This window comes from Klebsiella planticola ATCC 33531, from assembly GCF_000735435.1.
Classification (GTDB): domain Bacteria; phylum Pseudomonadota; class Gammaproteobacteria; order Enterobacterales; family Enterobacteriaceae; genus Klebsiella; species Klebsiella planticola.
In genome coordinates, this window is record NZ_JMPP01000022.1 from 53,258 (window position 1) to 69,975 (window position 16,718).

Here is a 16,718-nt window from a genome sequence, read left to right on the forward strand (position 1 = left end):
CACAGGCCCGCGCAAGCGTAGCGCCGCCGGGCAAATACAGACCGCACGGATGGTTAAATACCTGACTAAAACAGTCAAGTAAATAGTTGACCAAATTACTCGGGAATGTCAGACTTGGCCCTGCTATGCAATACCCATATTAATAAAAAGCCCGGGCAGGGGCGAGTTTGAGGTTAAGTAAGACATGAGACTGACATCTAAAGGGCGTTATGCTGTGACCGCGATGCTGGACGTTGCGCTCAACTCTGAATCGGGCCCGGTTCCGTTGGCTGATATTTCTGAACGTCAGGGAATCTCGCTGTCCTATCTGGAACAGCTGTTTTCCCGCCTGCGTAAAAATGGTCTGGTATCCAGCGTTCGTGGCCCAGGCGGCGGTTATTTGTTAGGTAAAGAAGCTGGCAGCATCGCCGTAGGCGAAGTGATCAGCGCAGTAGACGAATCGGTTGACGCGACCCGCTGTCAGGGTAAAGGCGGCTGCCAGGGCGGCGATAAATGCCTGACCCACGCGCTGTGGCGCGACCTGAGCGAACGTCTGACCGGCTTCCTGAACAATATCACCCTGGGTGAACTGGTGAATAACCAGGAAATCCTCGATGTTTCAGGTCGTCAGCATAGCCATGAATCCCAGCGCAATACCCGCACTCAGGACGCAATTGACGTCAAGCTGCGTGCATAATACTCGTCTTGTTTCAGCTTGCGGCTCCGCTGCAGCAGGCTGAAATAGTCAGAGTAAAAACGATAAAAAAGAGATTTCAGAATCAGGCCGGGATGTTGCGACATCCCGTGTCCCCGGTCGTACATCAAGCCGGTTGCCTGGTTCCTTGCATTGAGTGATGTACGGAGTTAAAGAGCAATGAAATTACCGATTTACCTCGATTACTCCGCAACAACGCCGGTGGACCCGCGTGTTGCCGAGAAAATGATGCAGTTCCTGACCCTGGACGGGACCTTTGGTAACCCGGCCTCTCGTTCACACCGTTTCGGTTGGCAGGCTGAAGAGGCGGTAGATATCGCCCGTAATCAGATTGCTGAACTGGTCGGTGCCGATCCGCGTGAAATCGTCTTTACCTCCGGTGCAACGGAATCCGACAACCTGGCGATTAAAGGTGCTGCCAACTTTTATCAGAAAAAAGGCAAGCACATTATCACCAGCAAAACCGAGCATAAAGCGGTTCTGGATACCTGTCGCCAGCTGGAGCGTGAAGGTTTCGAGGTCACCTACCTGGCGCCGCAGCGCAACGGGATTATCGATCTGAAAGAACTGGAAGCCGCGATGCGTGACGACACCATCCTGGTCTCCATCATGCACGTGAACAACGAAATCGGCGTTGTGCAGGATATCGCCACCATCGGCGAACTGTGCCGCGCGCGTGGCATCATCTACCACGTTGACGCCACCCAGAGCGTGGGCAAACTGCCTATCGATCTGAGCCAGCTGAAAGTTGACCTGATGTCCTTCTCGGGTCACAAAATTTATGGTCCTAAAGGTATTGGCGCACTGTACGTTCGTCGCAAACCGCGTATCCGCATTGAAGCGCAGATGCACGGCGGCGGTCACGAGCGCGGCATGCGTTCCGGTACTCTGCCAGTCCACCAGATCGTCGGTATGGGTGAAGCTTACCGTATCGCGAAAGAAGAGATGGAAAGCGAGATGGCGCGTCTGCGCGGTCTGCGTAACCGTCTGTGGGACGGCGTAAAAGATATGGAAGAGGTTTACCTCAACGGTGACCTCGAGCAGGGCGCACCGAACATTCTCAACGTCAGCTTCAACTATGTTGAAGGCGAGTCGCTGATTATGGCGCTGAAAGACCTGGCCGTTTCCTCCGGTTCTGCTTGCACCTCCGCAAGCCTTGAGCCGTCCTATGTGCTTCGCGCACTGGGCATGACTGACGAACTGGCACACAGTTCTATCCGTTTCTCTTTAGGTCGCTTCACTACCGAAGAAGAGATTGACTACACCATTGATCTGGTTCGTAAATCCATCGGCCGTCTGCGCGACCTTTCTCCGCTGTGGGATATGTTCAAACAGGGCGTAGATCTGAACAGCATCGAATGGTCACATCATTAATCGGTAGGGTATAAGGAGAATTCATCATGGCATACAGCGAAAAAGTTATCGATCATTACGAGAATCCGCGCAACGTCGGCTCTTTTGACAACAGCGACGATAGCGTCGGCAGCGGCATGGTTGGCGCACCGGCGTGCGGCGACGTGATGAAGTTGCAGATTAAAGTCAACAATGAAGGTATCATTGAAGACGCGCGCTTCAAGACCTATGGTTGCGGTTCTGCTATCGCCTCCAGCTCCCTGGTTACCGAATGGGTGAAAGGGAAATCTCTGGACGAAGCTCAGGCTATCAAGAACACCGATATCGCCGATGAGCTGGAACTGCCGCCGGTGAAAATTCACTGCTCCATCCTGGCGGAAGACGCGATTAAAGCCGCGATTGCGGATTATAAAAGCAAACGTGAAGCGAAATAATTAAGAGGTTATTGTATGTCGATTACTCTTAGCGACAGCGCAGCGTCGCGAGTTAATTCCTTCCTGGCCAACCGTGGCAAAGGCTTCGGTCTGCGCTTAGGTGTCCGCACTTCCGGCTGCTCAGGTATGGCCTACGTGCTGGAATTTGTTGACGAGCCGGCGGCAGAAGACACCGTGTTTGAAGATAAAGGCGTCAAGGTAGTGATCGACGGCAAAAGCCTGCAGTTCCTCGACGGCACTCAGCTGGACTTCGTCAAAGAAGGCCTGAACGAAGGGTTTAAATTCACCAACCCGAATGTGAAAGATGAGTGCGGTTGCGGCGAAAGCTTTAACGTATAATCCCGACACTATCCGACGTATTTCCGGCCGCATCAGGGCGGTAAACGCGTGAATCCCGGAGGCTGACAGCAGTCGGCCCAGCGGGTAAGCGACGACAGCCCACGCAGAGGCGGCCCGATGTACACGGGTAGAGGACCCCACCGCGGTGAATCGTGAGTGGGGTTTGCTTTATCTCGTTAACCCTGAGGTTACTATGGACTATTTCACCCTCTTCGGGTTACCGGTCAGTTATACCCTTTCGCAAGAACAGCTGGCTGTCCGGTACCAGGATTTGCAGCGCCAGTATCATCCCGACAAGTTCGCCAGCGCGAGCGCGGCCGAACAGCTCGCCTCCGTGCAGCAATCCGCAACGATCAATCAGGCGTGGCAAACGCTCCGTCATCCGCTGACCCGCGCCGAATATCTCCTTTCGCTCCATGGCTATGACTTAGCCAGCGAACAGCACACCGTGCGCGATACCGCCTTTCTGATGGAACAGCTGGAGCTGCGTGAAGAGCTGGATGAGATTGAAAAATCGCAGGATGAAGAACGTCTGGCGGCATTTATCAAACGCGTGAAGGGGATGTACGACGTTCGTCATCAGCAGGTTGTCGAACAATTAAATAGCGAGACGTGGGACGCGGCGGCGGATACCGTGCGTAAACTGCGTTTTCTCGATAAACTTCAGAGCGTTGCAGAACAACTCGAAGAAAAGCTGCTCGATTTTTAATTTTCGGAAGCAATTATGGCCTTATTACAAATTAGTGAGCCTGGCCTGAGTGCCGCGCCGCACCAGCGTCGTCTGGCGGCGGGTATTGACCTGGGCACCACCAATTCTCTGGTCGCTACCGTGCGTAGCGGTCAGGCCGAAACTCTGCCCGACCATCAGGGGCGCTACCTGCTGCCTTCCGTGGTGAACTACCATGAATCTGGCCTGAGCGTCGGTTACGATGCCCGACACAATGCAGCCCTCGACCCGGTTAATACCATCAGTTCCGTGAAACGGATGATGGGGCGCTCGCTGGCCGATATCCAGACTCGTTATCCCCATCTGCCTTACCAACTGCAGGCCAGCGAAAATGGTCTGCCGATGATTCAGACCGCCGGCGGTCTGCTCAACCCGGTTCGCGTCTCCGCCGACATCCTGAAGGCGCTGGCCGCCCGGGCAACGGAAGCGCTGTCCGGCGAACTCGACGGCGTAGTGATTACCGTCCCGGCCTATTTTGACGATGCTCAGCGCCAGGGCACCAAAGACGCCGCGCGTCTGGCCGGTCTGCACGTATTGCGCCTGTTGAACGAACCGACCGCTGCGGCCATTGCCTACGGCCTGGACTCCGGTCAGGAAGGGGTGGATCGCGGTTTACGATCTCGGCGGCGGCACCTTTGATATTTCGGTGCTGCGCTTAAGCCGCGGCGTATTTGAAGTGCTGGCCACCGGCGGGGATTCTGCGCTGGGCGGCGATGACTTTGACCATCTGCTGGCGGATTATCTCCGTGAACTGGCCGGGCTGAGCGATCGTAGCGACAACCGCCTGCAGCGTGAACTCCTGGATGCGGCCATCGCGGCGAAAATTGCCCTCAGCGATGCCGATTCCGTCAGCGTTAATGTCGGCGGCTGGCAAGGCGCTATTACCCGTGACCAGTTTAACGAGCTGATTGCGCCGCTGGTGAAACGCACGCTGTTAGCCTGCCGTCGCGCGCTGAAAGATGCGGGCGTGGCGGCGGAAGAGGTACTGGAAGTGGTCATGGTCGGCGGTTCAACCCGCGTGCCGCTGGTTCGTGAGCGCGTCGGTGAGTTCTTTGGCCGCACGCCGCTGACCACTATCGATCCGGACAAAGTGGTGGCCATTGGTGCCGCGATTCAGGCCGATATCCTGGTGGGCAACAAACCCGATAGCGAACTCCTGTTGCTCGACGTTATTCCGCTCTCTTTAGGGCTGGAGACGATGGGCGGCCTGGTGGAGAAAGTGATTCCGCGCAACACCACGATTCCGGTGGCGCGTGCGCAGGAGTTCACCACCTTTAAAGATGGTCAGACGGCGATGTCTATCCACGTCATGCAGGGTGAGCGCGAACTGGTGCAGGACTGCCGTTCGCTGGCGCGTTTTGCGCTGCGTGGTATTCCGGCGTTACCGGCGGGCGGAGCGCACATTCGCGTCACCTTCCAGGTGGATGCCGATGGCCTGTTGAGCGTGACCGCGATGGAGAAATCGACCGGCGTCGAAGCCTCCATTCAGGTCAAGCCCTCCTACGGTCTGACCGATGGCGAAATCGCCACCATGATTAAAGATTCGATGAGTCACGCCGAACAGGATATCAAGGCGCGTATGCTGGCCGAGCAAAAAGTGGAAGCCGCGCGCGTTCTTGAGAGCCTGGAAAGTGCGCTGGCCGCCGATGCCGCGCTGCTAAGCGCCGCAGAACGTCAGGCTATCGATGAAGCAACGGCGCAGCTGCGTGCGGTTGCCGCAGGCGATGACGCCGACGCGATTAAAGATGCGATTAAAAATACAGACACACAAACCCAGGAATTTGCCGCACGCCGCATGGACCAGTCGGTCCGTACTGCGCTGAAAGGCCAATCCGTGGACGAGGTTTAATATGCCAAAGATTGTTTTTCTGCCCCATCAGGACCTGTGCCCGGATGGCGTAGTTGTGGAAGCTGAGATCGGTGAGACCATTCTGGATGCTGCTCTGCGTAGCGGCATTGAGATTGAACACGCCTGCGAAAAATCCTGTGCCTGCACCACCTGCCACTGCATCGTGCGTGAAGGTTTTGACTCGCTGGCCGAAAGTACCGAAGATGAAGATGATATGCTGGATAAGGCCTGGGGGCTGGAGCCCGACAGCCGTCTGAGCTGCCAGGCGCGCGTGACCCACGATGATCTGGTCGTCGAGATCCCGCGTTATACTATCAACCACGCACGCGAGCATTAATATGGGACTGAAATGGACCGATAGTCGTGAAATTGGCGAAGCGCTGTATGACGCCTTCCCGGATCTCGACCCGAAAACCGTTCGCTTCACCGATATGCATCAGTGGATTTGCGAGCTGGAAGATTTTGATGACAATCCGACCGCATCCAATGAAAAAATTCTGGAGGCGATTCTGCTAGTCTGGTTAGATGAAGCAGAATAATTTCCGCAACATGCTTCACGCTGCAGATGCGTGGGTCATGTTTGCTCACTCCCGCCGCACAGTCATCTGTGGGCCCGGCGAATGAGCGGCTGACCGCCTTCTCCTGCAGCGTGAAACATCGGAAAAATAATATGGGCTGCCTTTTGGCGGCCCTTTTGCCAAATAAGGATAAAGATAAAATGACCGAAGCCATGAGGATTACGCTGACGACCCAACCCGCCGACGCGCGCTGGGGAGAAAAAGCGGCTTACAGCATTAATAATGACGGCATCACCCTGCATCTGAACGGTAAAGACGATCTCGGTTTGATTCAGCGTGCGGCGCGTAAAGTCGACGGGATGGGGATCAAACACGTTGCGCTGAGCGGCGAAGGCTGGGATACCGACCGCGCGTGGGCATTCTGGGCCGGCTACAAAGGGCCGAAAGGCAGCCGCAAGGTGGAATGGCCGGCGCTGGACGACGTGCAGAAAAGCGAGCTGGACAATCGCCTGACGATTATTGACTGGGTGCGGGATACCATTAACGCGCCGGCGGAAGAGCTCGGTCCGGAACAGCTGGCTCAGCGCGCCGTCGATCTGCTGTGCAGCGTCGCCTGCGACAACGTGACTTACCGTATCACGAAAGGTGAAGACCTGCGCGAGCAGGGCTACCTTGGCCTGCATACCGTTGGCCGCGGCTCCGAGCGTCCGCCGGTACTGCTGGCGCTGGATTACAACCCAACCGGTGATAAAGAAGCCCCGGTGTATGCCTGCCTGGTCGGCAAAGGGATCACTTTCGATTCCGGCGGCTACAGCATCAAACAAAGCGCGTTTATGGATTCGATGAAGTCCGATATGGGCGGCGCGGCAACGGTTACCGGCGCGCTGGCGTTCGCGATTACCCGCGGCCTGAACAAACGCGTGAAGCTGTATCTGTGCTGTGCAGACAACCTGATCAGCGGTAACGCCTTTAAACTGGGCGACATCATTCGCTACCGCAATGGCAAGACCGTGGAAATCATGAACACCGACGCTGAAGGCCGTCTGGTGCTGGCGGATGGTCTGATTGACGCCTCGGCGCAGAAACCTGAGCTGATCATCGATGCCGCGACCCTGACCGGGGCGGCGAAAACCGCGCTCGGTAATGACTACCACGCGCTGTTCAGCTTTGATGACCCGCTGGCTAACCGTCTGCTGGCGAGCGCGCAGGCGGAAAATGAAGCCTTCTGGCGCCTGCCGCTGGCCGAGTTCCACCGTGGTCAACTGCCGTCTAACTTCGCCGAGCTGAACAACACCGGCAGCGCAGCCTATCCGGCTGGCGCCAGCACCGCAGCCGGTTTCCTGTCGCATTTCGTTGAAAATTATCATCAGGGCTGGCTGCACATCGACTGCTCGGCGACCTACCGCAAAGCGGCGGTTGAGCAGTGGTCTGCCGGCGCCACCGGCCTCGGCGTACGTACCATAGCGAACCTGCTGACGGCTGAGTAATCTTTTTTGCCGGGTGGGCGCTACGCTTACCCGGCCTACAGAACCCGTAGGCCCGCGCAAGCGGGCAATTGTGAAGTAGCCAAACTATGTCCGAAACTAAAAATGAATTAGAAACTCTGCTGGAAAAGGCGGCGACCGAGCCGGGCCACCGCCCCGCATTTTTCCGTACGCTGCTGGAATCCACCGTGTGGGTTCCGGGGGCGGCGGCGGAAGGCGAACAGATTGTCGAAGAGAGCGCCGTCGATCTGCAGCACTGGGAGAAAGACGATGGCGCCTCGGTGATTCCGTTTTTCACTTCTCTGGAAGCGCTGCAGCAGGCGGTGGAAGATGAACAATCGTTTGTGGTGATGCCGGCCCGGACGCTGTTTGCGATGACGCTCGGCGAAACGCTGTTCCTCAATGCGAAGCTGGCAACCGGTAAAGAGTTTATGCCCAATGAGATCCGCCATCTGCTGGGGGAAGAGGGCAGTCCGCTCAGCACCCAAACCGTGCTCGAAGGCGGCGAATCTTTGTTGTTGTCTGAAGTCGCCGAGCCACCGGCGCAGATGATTGATTCGCTGACGACGCTGTTTAAAACGATGAAGACCGTCAGACGGGCGTTTCTGTGCTCAATTAAAGATAGCGCTGATGCGCCGGCAAACCTGCTGATCGGGATTGAAGCCGAAGGCGATATCGAAGAGGTGATCCAGGCGGCAGGCAGCGTGGCGACCGATACGTTACCGGGTGATGAGCCGATTGATATCTGTCAGGTGGTTGAAGGTGAAAAGGGGATCAGTCATTTTATGATGGCTCATATCACGCCATTCTATGAAAAGCGCTGGGGCAGTTTCCTGCGCGATTTCAAACAGAACCGCATTATCTAAAGCCGCGGGGGCCGAGGCCCCCGCTGTTGTTCTTATTGCGCCGGTTCGATCGGCAGGTCGCTACGTGCGCCCCATTCGCTCCACGAGCCGTCATACAGGCAGACGCCGTTGACGCCCAGCGTCGTCAGCGCCAGCACCACCACCGCTGCCGTGACGCCGGAGCCGCAGCTGGCGATAATCGGTCGCTCGAAATCCACGCCCTGGCGAATGAAAATCTCATTCAGCTCATCAACGGTTTTTAGTTCGCCATTAATCACCAGATCGGTCCACGGTACGTTGAGCGCGCCGGGAATATGGCCACGACGCAGCCCCGGACGAGGCTCATCCACCAGGCCATTAAAACGCCCGGCCGGACGCGCATCGACGATCTGCGCCGATCCCTCATGGCTAACCAGCAGCACATCGGTCAGCCGTTTGATCACTTCCGGATCGAAGCGTCCGTCAAATTCGCCTTCCGGAATCTCGGGAACTCCCTGCTCAAGCGGCAGTTCATCGCGCTGCCAGCCGGCCAGGCCGCCGGCGAGAATCGAGACATTTTCGACGCCAAATGTGCGCAGCATCCACCAGGCGCGCGGGGCTGAGAAGAGATTGCCTTCATCGTAAACCACCAGATGTTTATCGCTGCTGACCCCCAGTTCGCGCATCGCCACGGCAAAAGCCTCCGCGCGCGGCATCATATGCGGCAGCGGGCTGGTGTGATCCGACAGGGCTTCGATATCGAAAAATACGGCGTTGGGAATATGACCCGCGCGATACTCCGCATCCATATCACGCAGGGCTTCCTGACCTGCCGGCGCCATTCGCGCATCGATAATCTGAATTTCCGGGTCATCAATATGTTCCGCCAGCCAGTCGGCGGCGACAAAAAACGAGGTGGACATGGGGGGCCTCCGTTTTATTATCCATCATTCAATGAATTGTCGACGTTTTCCCGACGGCTGACAAGCTCAGAGCACCGGAGTTGCGACGCCGCGACGTTCCTTAAAATAGGCTTAGCCAGATTCTATTATGGTGGCTATTGGTAATTCCGTCGTTGGCGCATAATACTGTGTTCACTGTTGGTATCCGGTCTTTCGGCCGAGGGGTTAAAGGATGAAACCATTTCGTTTAGCGGCATTGTCTCTGGCGCTACTGACTGCACTATCGCTGACCGCCTGTGATGACAGCGGTAAACCGCAGGCTGTCGCACCGGCCGCCTCTTCCTCTGCAGACAAAGGCGGGGCAAAGCTCGATAGCGCCCAACTGGCGGCGCTGGCGGAAAAAAGCAAAGGCAAGGCGCTGACGCTGCTTGATGCCTCGGAAATCCAGCTGGACGGCGCGGCGGCGATGGTGCTCACCTTCTCTGTGCCGCTTAATCCCGATCAGGATTTCTCCCGCAGCGTGCATCTTGTCGACAAAAAAAGCGGCAAGGTTGACGGCGCATGGGAACTGGCGCCGAATCTGAAAGAGCTACGCTTGCGCCATCTTGAGCCGAAACGCGAACTGATTGTCTCCGTTGACCCGACGCTGAGCGCGCTGAACGCCGCCACCTTTGACACCCATTTTGAAAAAACCATCGCGACCCGCGACATTGCCCCGAGTATTGGCTTCGCCAGCCGCGGTTCGCTGCTGCCGGGCAAAGTGGTCGCCGGGCTGCCGGTGATGGCGCTGAACGTCGATAACGTCGACGTAAACTTTTTCCGTATCAAGCCGGAGTCGCTGTCGGCTTTCGTCAGCCAATGGGAATACCGTAACTCATTGAGTAACTGGGAGTCTGACGAGCTGTTGAAAATGGCCGATCTGGTCTATACCGGGCGTTTCGATCTCAATCCGGCGCGCAACACGCGGGAGAAACTGCTGCTGCCGCTGGCGGATATTAAGCCGTTGCAGCAGCCGGGTGTTTACGTAGCGGTGATGAATCCGGCGGGACGCTACAGCTATAGCAACGCCGCAACGCTGTTTACGCTGAGCGATATCGGCGTGTCGGCGCACCGTTATCACAACCGGCTGGATGTCTTTACCCAGAGCCTCGAAGACGGTGCGGCGCAATCGGGTATCGATGTGCAGTTGCTGAATACGAAAGGGCAAACCCTCGCCGAGGCGAAAAGCGACGCCCAGGGGCACGTTACCCTGCAAAACGATGATAAAGACGCGGCGCTGCTGCTGGCGCGAAAAGACGGGCAGACCACCCTGCTGGATCTCAAACTTCCCGCACTGGATTTGGCCGAGTTCTCGATTGCCGGCGCTCCGGGATTCAGCAAGCAGCTCTTTATGTTTGGTCCGCGCGATCTTTATCGTCCGGGAGAAACGGTGATCCTTAACGCGCTGCTCCGTGACGGCGACGGCAAACCGCTGGCCGAGCAGCCGGTGAAGTTCGAGGTGGTGCAGCCGGATGGTCAGGTGATCCGCTCGCTGGTCAGCAAACCGCTCAACGGTCTGTATCAGTTTACCTGGCCGCTTGATAGTGGGGCGGCGACCGGTATGTGGCATATCCGCGCCAGCACCGGCGACAATCAGCCGCGCGAGTGGGATTTCCACGTTGAAGATTTTATGCCTGAGCGTATGGCGCTGAATCTGACGCCGCAAAATAGACCGCTGGCCATGGATGCCGATGTGCACTTTAACGTTGCCGGCGCCTATCTGTATGGCGCCCCGGCCAGCGGCAATCAGCTGCAGGGGAAACTGTTCCTGCGCCCGCTGCGCGATGCGGTTGCGGCGCTGCCGGGCTTCCAGTTTGGTGATATTGCCGAAGAAAACCTCTCCCGCAGCCTGGATGAAGTCCAGACGACGCTGGATGAAAAAGGCCATGCCGACGTGACTACCGCCAGCCAGTGGCAGGATAGCCATTCGCCGCTGCAGGTGGTTTTACAGGCCAGCCTGCTGGAGTCAGGTGGCCGCCCGGTTACCCGTACCGTACAGCAGCCGATCTGGCCGGCCGATACGCTGCCGGGGATCCGCCCTGAATTTGCCCTTAAAGAGGTCTACGACTACCGTACCGACAGTACGGTGAAACAGCCGGTGGTCGAAGAAAACAGCAGCGCGGCGTTTGAGATTGTCTATGCCGATGCCAAAGGCGAGAAAAAAGCGGTCTCTGGGCTACAGGTGCGGCTGATTCGCGAGCGCCGCGACTACTACTGGAACTGGTCTGACAGCGAAGGCTGGCAGTCGCAGTTCGATCAAAAAGATCTGCAAGAAGGCGAACAATCTCTCGATCTGCAGGCCGGGCAAACGGCGAAAGTGAGTTTCCCGGTGGAGTGGGGATCCTACCGCCTGGAAGTGAAAGGCCCCGATGACGTCATCAGCAGCGTGCGTTTCTGGGCGGGCTACAGCTGGCAGGATAACAGCGATGGCACAGGGGCTGCGCGTCCGGATCGGGTCACCATGAAACTGGACAAAGCGGCCTATAAACCGGGCGACACAATCAAACTGCACATCGCGGCGCCTGCGGCGGGGAAAGGCTATGCGATGGTCGAATCCAGCGAAGGGCCGCTGTGGTGGCAGGAAATTGACGTCCCGGCGGAGGGCATGGCGCTATCGATTCCGGTCGATAAAGCCTGGAACCGTCACGATCTCTACCTCAGCACCCTGGTGATTCGCCCCGGAGATAAATCTCGCTCGGCGACGCCGAAACGGGCGGTGGGTCTGCTGCACCTGCCGCTGGGCGATGAAAACCGTCGCCTGACGCTTGCGCTGGATGCACCAGAAAAAATACGTCCGAATCAGCCGCTGACGGTGAAAATCAAAGCCAGCGTGGCGCAGGGAGAAGTGCCAAAACAGGTCAATGTGCTGCTCTCCGCTGTGGACAGCGGCGTGCTGAATATTACCGATTACGCCACTCCGGATCCGTGGAAGGCTTTCTTTGGTCAGAAGCGTTACGGCGCGGATATTTATGATATCTACGGTCAGGTGATTGAAGGGCAGGGGCGTCTCGCCAGCCTGCGTTTCGGCGGCGACGGCGATGAACTCAAACGCGGCGGTAAACCGCCGGTTAACCACGTCACGATTATTGCCCAACAGGCGCAGCCGGTGGTCCTGGATGAGCGTGGTGAAGGGGTTGTGATGCTGCCGATTGGCGATTTCAACGGCGAGCTGCGGGTGATGGCGCAGGCGTGGACCGCCGATGATTTTGGCAGCAGCGACGAGAAAGTGGTGGTGGCCGCGCCGGTGATTGCCGAGCTGAATACGCCGCGCTTCCTCGCCAGCGGCGATGCAACCCGGCTGGCGCTGGATCTGCGTAATCTCACCGACAGGCCGCAAACGCTGAACGTGGCGCTGAGCGCCAGCGGTTTGCTGCAGCTCGATGGCGCGGCCATTCCTCCGCTACAGCTGGCGCCCGGCGCGCGCAGTACGCTGTTTGTCCCGGTGAGCGCCCGCGATGGTTTTGGCGATGGTCAGGTGAACGCCACGATTACCGGCGTGGCTCTGCCGGGTGAGACCTTCACCCCGATGCAGAAACAGTGGAAAATTGGCGTGCGTCCGGCCTACCCGGCGCAAACCGTGAATAGCGGCGCGGTGCTGCAACCGGGGGAACGCTGGCAGGCGCCAGCCGGGCAGACGCAGGGCTTCTCACCGGCGACGCTGCAGGGGCAACTGGTGTTCAGCGGTAAGCCGCCGTTGAATCTCGCCCGCTATATTCGCGACCTGAAAGCCTATCCGTATGGCTGCCTGGAACAGACCGCCAGCGGTCTGTTCCCGTCGCTTTACACCAACGCCGCGCAGCTCAAAGCATTGGGCATCGCCGGCGACAGCGATGAAAAACGCCGTGCGGCGGTGGACATCGGTATTTCCCGACTGCTGCATATGCAGCGTGACGATGGCGGATTTGCCCTGTGGGACAAAGAGGGGCCGGAAGAGTACTGGCTGACCGCCTATGCCATGGATTTCCTCGTGAGAGCAGGTGAGCAGGGCTATAGCGTACCGGCTCAGGCGATGAATAACGGTAACCAGCGTCTGCTGCGCTATCTGCAGGAACCGGGACTGATGACCGTTCGTTACAGCGATGACGCGGCGGCCAGCCGTTTCGCCGCGCAGGCCTATGCCGCCCTGGTGCTGGCCCGCCAGCAAAAAGCGCCCCTTGGCGCCCTCCGCGAAATCTGGAGCCGTCATGAGCAGGCGCGTTCTGGCCTGCCTCTGCTGCAGCTGGGGATCGCCCTCAAAGCGATGGGCGATGCGCCGCGCGCCGAGCAGGCGTTGACGCTGGCGATGAGTACGCCGCGTCAGGATACGGACCGCTGGCTGGGTGATTATGGCAGCGCGCTGCGCGATGATGCGCTGAAGCTGGCCCTGCTGGAGGAGAATCAACTGCTGCCGGATGCGCAGAACACCTTACTGAGCAACCTTGCGGAAGAGGCCTACGGTCAGCGCTGGCTCTCAACCCAGGAGACCAATGCGCTGTTCCTGGCCGGCCGGACATTACAGGACTTACCCGGCAGCTGGCAGGCGCAAACGTCGCTACAGGCGCAGCCGCTCTCGGCGGATAAAGCGCAGACCCGCACTCTGAGCGCTGAACAGCTGGCGACCCTGCAGGTCAGCAACACCGGCGATCGCCCGCTCTGGTTGCGTCTCGATAGCAGCGGATACCCGCTCACTGCGCCGCAGGCCACGGGAAACGTACTGGGCATTGAACGCCAAATCTTTGATACCCGCGGTCAGCAGAAGTCCCTGACCTCGCTGCGTAGCGGCGAGCTGGTGCTGGTGAAGCTGGAAGTCACCGCCAAACGCAACGTTCCGGATGCGCTGGTGGTGGACCTGCTACCGGCGGGACTCGAGCTGGAAAACCAGAACCTGGCGAACAGCAGCGCCAGCCTGCAGGAGAACGGCGACGCGGTACAGAACCTGCTTAACCAGATGCAGCAGGCGGATATTCAGCACATCGAGTTCCGCGACGATCGCTTCGTCGCCGCCGTGGCGATTAACGAAGGGCAGCCGGTGACGCTGGTGTATCTGGCGCGCGCGGTCACGCCGGGAACATATCAGGTTCCGCAGCCGCAGGTAGAGTCGATGTATATTCCGCAGTGGCGGGCGACCGGCACGGCCAGCGGCCCGCTGACTGTTACCCCGTAAATGCGGCCGCTGCGACAGGTAAAACGCCGCTGGCGCTGGCTGGCGGCGTTGGTCGTTATGCTATGGCTGGCGGTGTTGGCGGCCGATCGTCTGTGGCCGTTACCGCTGCATGAAGTGGCGCCGGCCCGGGTGGTGGTAGCGGAAGATGGCACGCCGCTGTGGCGCTTTGCGGATAAGCAGGGGGTCTGGCGCTATCCGGTCGCTCTCGATGATGTGTCACCGCGCTATCTGCAGGCGCTGATCCAGTATGAAGATCGCTGGTTCTGGCGGCATCCGGGCGTGAACCCGTTTGCGGTTATTCGCGCGGCCTGGCAAGACCTGACCGCCGGGCGAGTCGTCTCCGGTGGCAGCACGTTGACCATGCAGGTCGCGAGGCTGCTCGATCCCCATCCCCGTACCTTCGGCGGCAAGCTGCGTCAGCTCTGGCGCGCGCTGCAGCTGGAATGGCATTTATCAAAAAGCGAGATCCTGACGCTGTATCTTAACCGCGCCCCCTTTGGCGGGACGCTGCAGGGGATTGGCGCTGCCAGCTGGGCCTATCTCGGTAAACCCCCTGCGCAGCTGAGCTATGGCGAAGCGGCCCTGCTGGCGGTGCTGCCGCAGGCGCCGAGTCGTTTACGTCCGGACCGTTGGCCGCTGCGGGCTCAGGCCGCGCGCGATAAAGTCCTGGCGCGGATGCGCAGTCAGGGCGTCTGGTCCGATAAGGCGGTACAAGAGGCGATTGAAGAACCGGTATGGCTGTTTCCACGACAGATGCCGCAGCTGGCCCCGCTGTTTTCCCGTCGGCTACTGGCGAGCAGCCGTAAAGAGAAAGTGGTGACGACGCTGGATGCCGGGCTCCAGCGCCAGCTGGAAGATCTGGCGCTCAACTGGAAGGCGCGCCTGCCGCCGCGCAGTTCGCTGGCGATGGTGGTCGTCGACCACACCAATATGAAAGTGCGGGGCTGGGTCGGTTCGGCGGATATTTCCGACGATAGCCGCTTCGGGCATATCGATATGGTCTCGGCGCTGCGTTCGCCGGGTTCGGTCTTAAAACCGTTTGTGTACGGTATGGCGCTGGATGACGGGCTGATTCATCCGGCATCTTTATTACAGGATGTGCCGCGCCGCTTTAGCGATTACCGTCCCGGAAATTTTGATAGCGGTTTTCATGGGCCGGTCAGCGCCAGCGAAGCGCTGGTGCGCTCGCTGAACCTTCCGGCGGTTCAGGTGCTTGAAGCCTACGGGCCGAAGCGCTTCGCCGCCACCCTACGCAATGCCGGTTTGCCGCTGACATTACCGGCCGGTGCGGAACCCAACCTGTCGCTGATCCTCGGCGGGACGGGAACAAAACTGGAAGATATCGTGGCCGGATATAGCGCCTTCGCCCGCCATGGCAAGGTCGCGCGATTGCGGATGACGCCGGACGACCCGCTGGTGGAAAGACCGCTGTTGTCGCCGGGCGCGGCATGGATAATCCGGCGAATTCTGGCTGGCGAAGCCCAGCCGGTGCCGGACGCTTCGTTGGTGCAGGTGGTTCCGCTGGCGTGGAAAACCGGGACCAGCTACGGCTACCGCGATGCCTGGGCCGTTGGCGTCAATGCCCGCTACCTGATCGGGATCTGGACCGGACGGCCGGATGGCACCCCGGTGGTGGGGCAGTTTGGTTTCGCCAGCGCGGTGCCTCTGCTGAATCAGGTCAATAATATGCTGCTGGCGCGACCGGCTATGGGGCGCGGCGGCCTGCCCACCGACCCGCGTCCGCAGACGGTCAGCGCGGCAACGATCTGCTGGCCTGGCGGGCAGAGCCTGGCGCCAGGCGATAGCAACTGTCGACGTCGACTGGCGACATGGCTGCTGGATGACAGCCAGCCGCCGACGCTGCTGTTACCGGGCCAGGAAGAGGGGCGCGGTATTCGCTTCCCTGTCTGGTTAGATGAACAGGGACGGCGGGTGGCGGCGGATTGCCCTGGCGCGGTGCGGAAGCTCGTCGATGTCTGGCCGCTGCCGCTGGAGCCCTGGCTGCCTCCTGCGGAGCGGCGGGCTGCCCGCTCAGGCGCGGTTTCACCGGACTGCCCGCCGCCGCAGGCGACGGACGTGGCGCCGCTGGTGCTGTCGGGCGTGCGCGAGGGGGCGGTGATTAAACGTTTACCGGGAACGACGCGGGTCATGCTGGCGTTGCAGACAACCGGTGGCGAAGGGCGGCGTTGGTGGTTTATTAATGGTGAACCCCAGACCGCCGCCGGCGCCAGTGCGACGCTTCCGCTGGCGCAACCCGATCGTTATCAACTGGTGGTCATGGACGAGAGTGGCCAGGTGGTGACGGCGAATTTTACGCTGCAATAGCGGCAGATGCCCAATTCCCCTGTTTTATGTGTTGCTAAAACTCGTCTTATTTTAACAAAATGTTACCTTCATCCATAGGCAGCGTCG

The 16,718-nt window shown here is 59.2% G+C and carries 12 protein-coding genes and 1 pseudogene; 12 read left to right on the forward strand and 1 reads right to left on the reverse strand.

The features are described from left to right. Positions 1-184 precede the first annotated feature (184 nt). The 10 genes and pseudogenes from iscR (at position 185) to sseB (ending at position 8,264) form a co-directional block, all read left to right on the forward strand. Entirely contained in the window at positions 185-676 is a 492-nt protein-coding gene (gene iscR / locus GRPL_RS15135) for a Fe-S cluster assembly transcriptional regulator IscR (protein WP_004866388.1), read from the forward strand. 177 nt (positions 677-853) lie between these two features. After that, entirely contained in the window at positions 854-2,068 is a 1,215-nt protein-coding gene (gene iscS / locus GRPL_RS15130; RefSeq protein WP_032695555.1) for a cysteine desulfurase, read from the forward strand. Between the two features lie 26 nt (positions 2,069-2,094). After that, positions 2,095-2,481: a Fe-S cluster assembly scaffold IscU gene (iscU, locus tag GRPL_RS15125; RefSeq protein WP_004866383.1), complete on the forward strand. Its 387-nt coding sequence runs from the start codon at positions 2,095-2,097 to the stop codon at positions 2,479-2,481. 15 nt (positions 2,482-2,496) lie between these two features. Continuing rightward, a complete protein-coding gene (gene iscA, locus GRPL_RS15120) occupies positions 2,497-2,820 on the forward strand; it encodes an iron-sulfur cluster assembly protein IscA (RefSeq protein ID WP_004866380.1) in 324 nt (107 codons plus the stop codon). Between the two features lie 193 nt (positions 2,821-3,013). Beyond that, complete coding sequence (hscB, locus tag GRPL_RS15115) at positions 3,014-3,529, forward strand: co-chaperone HscB (RefSeq protein ID WP_032686491.1); 516 nt, start codon at positions 3,014-3,016, stop codon at positions 3,527-3,529. A 15-nt stretch (positions 3,530-3,544) separates the two neighbouring features. Continuing rightward, a pseudogene (hscA, locus tag GRPL_RS27715) lies at positions 3,545-5,396 on the forward strand (Fe-S protein assembly chaperone HscA). A gap of 1 nt (position 5,397) precedes the next feature. Further along, positions 5,398-5,733, forward strand: coding sequence for an ISC system 2Fe-2S type ferredoxin (gene fdx, locus GRPL_RS15110; protein WP_004866372.1), 336 nt, complete (start codon positions 5,398-5,400; stop codon positions 5,731-5,733). Between the two features lies 1 nt (position 5,734). Beyond that, positions 5,735-5,935, forward strand: coding sequence for a Fe-S cluster assembly protein IscX (gene iscX, locus GRPL_RS15105; RefSeq protein ID WP_004866369.1), 201 nt, complete (start codon positions 5,735-5,737; stop codon positions 5,933-5,935). 179 nt (positions 5,936-6,114) lie between these two features. Next, positions 6,115-7,401 carry an aminopeptidase PepB gene (pepB, locus tag GRPL_RS15100; protein WP_032686562.1) on the forward strand — a complete coding sequence of 429 codons (1,287 nt, stop codon included), beginning with the start codon at positions 6,115-6,117 and terminating at the stop codon, positions 7,399-7,401. Between the two features lie 86 nt (positions 7,402-7,487). Beyond that, a complete protein-coding gene (sseB, locus tag GRPL_RS15095) occupies positions 7,488-8,264 on the forward strand; it encodes an enhanced serine sensitivity protein SseB (protein WP_032686493.1) in 777 nt (258 codons plus the stop codon). Between the two features lie 32 nt (positions 8,265-8,296). Here sseB and sseA read toward each other — a convergent pair whose 3' ends face one another. Further along, on the reverse strand, positions 8,297-9,145 hold the full coding sequence (gene sseA, locus GRPL_RS15090; protein ID WP_032695554.1) for a 3-mercaptopyruvate sulfurtransferase: 849 nt from the start codon (positions 9,143-9,145) through the stop codon (positions 8,297-8,299). A gap of 211 nt (positions 9,146-9,356) precedes the next feature. Between sseA and GRPL_RS15085 the strand changes: the two genes are divergently transcribed. Both GRPL_RS15085 and pbpC read left to right on the forward strand, forming a co-directional pair. Next, the gene (locus tag GRPL_RS15085) at positions 9,357-14,306 is read left to right on the forward strand and encodes an alpha-2-macroglobulin family protein (protein ID WP_032699025.1); all 4,950 of its coding nucleotides are present in this window, start codon (positions 9,357-9,359) and stop codon (positions 14,304-14,306) included. Continuing rightward, positions 14,307-16,631, forward strand: a complete 2,325-nt coding sequence (gene pbpC, locus GRPL_RS15080; protein WP_032699026.1) for a peptidoglycan glycosyltransferase PbpC — start codon at positions 14,307-14,309, stop codon at positions 16,629-16,631. Positions 16,632-16,718 lie beyond the last annotated feature (87 nt).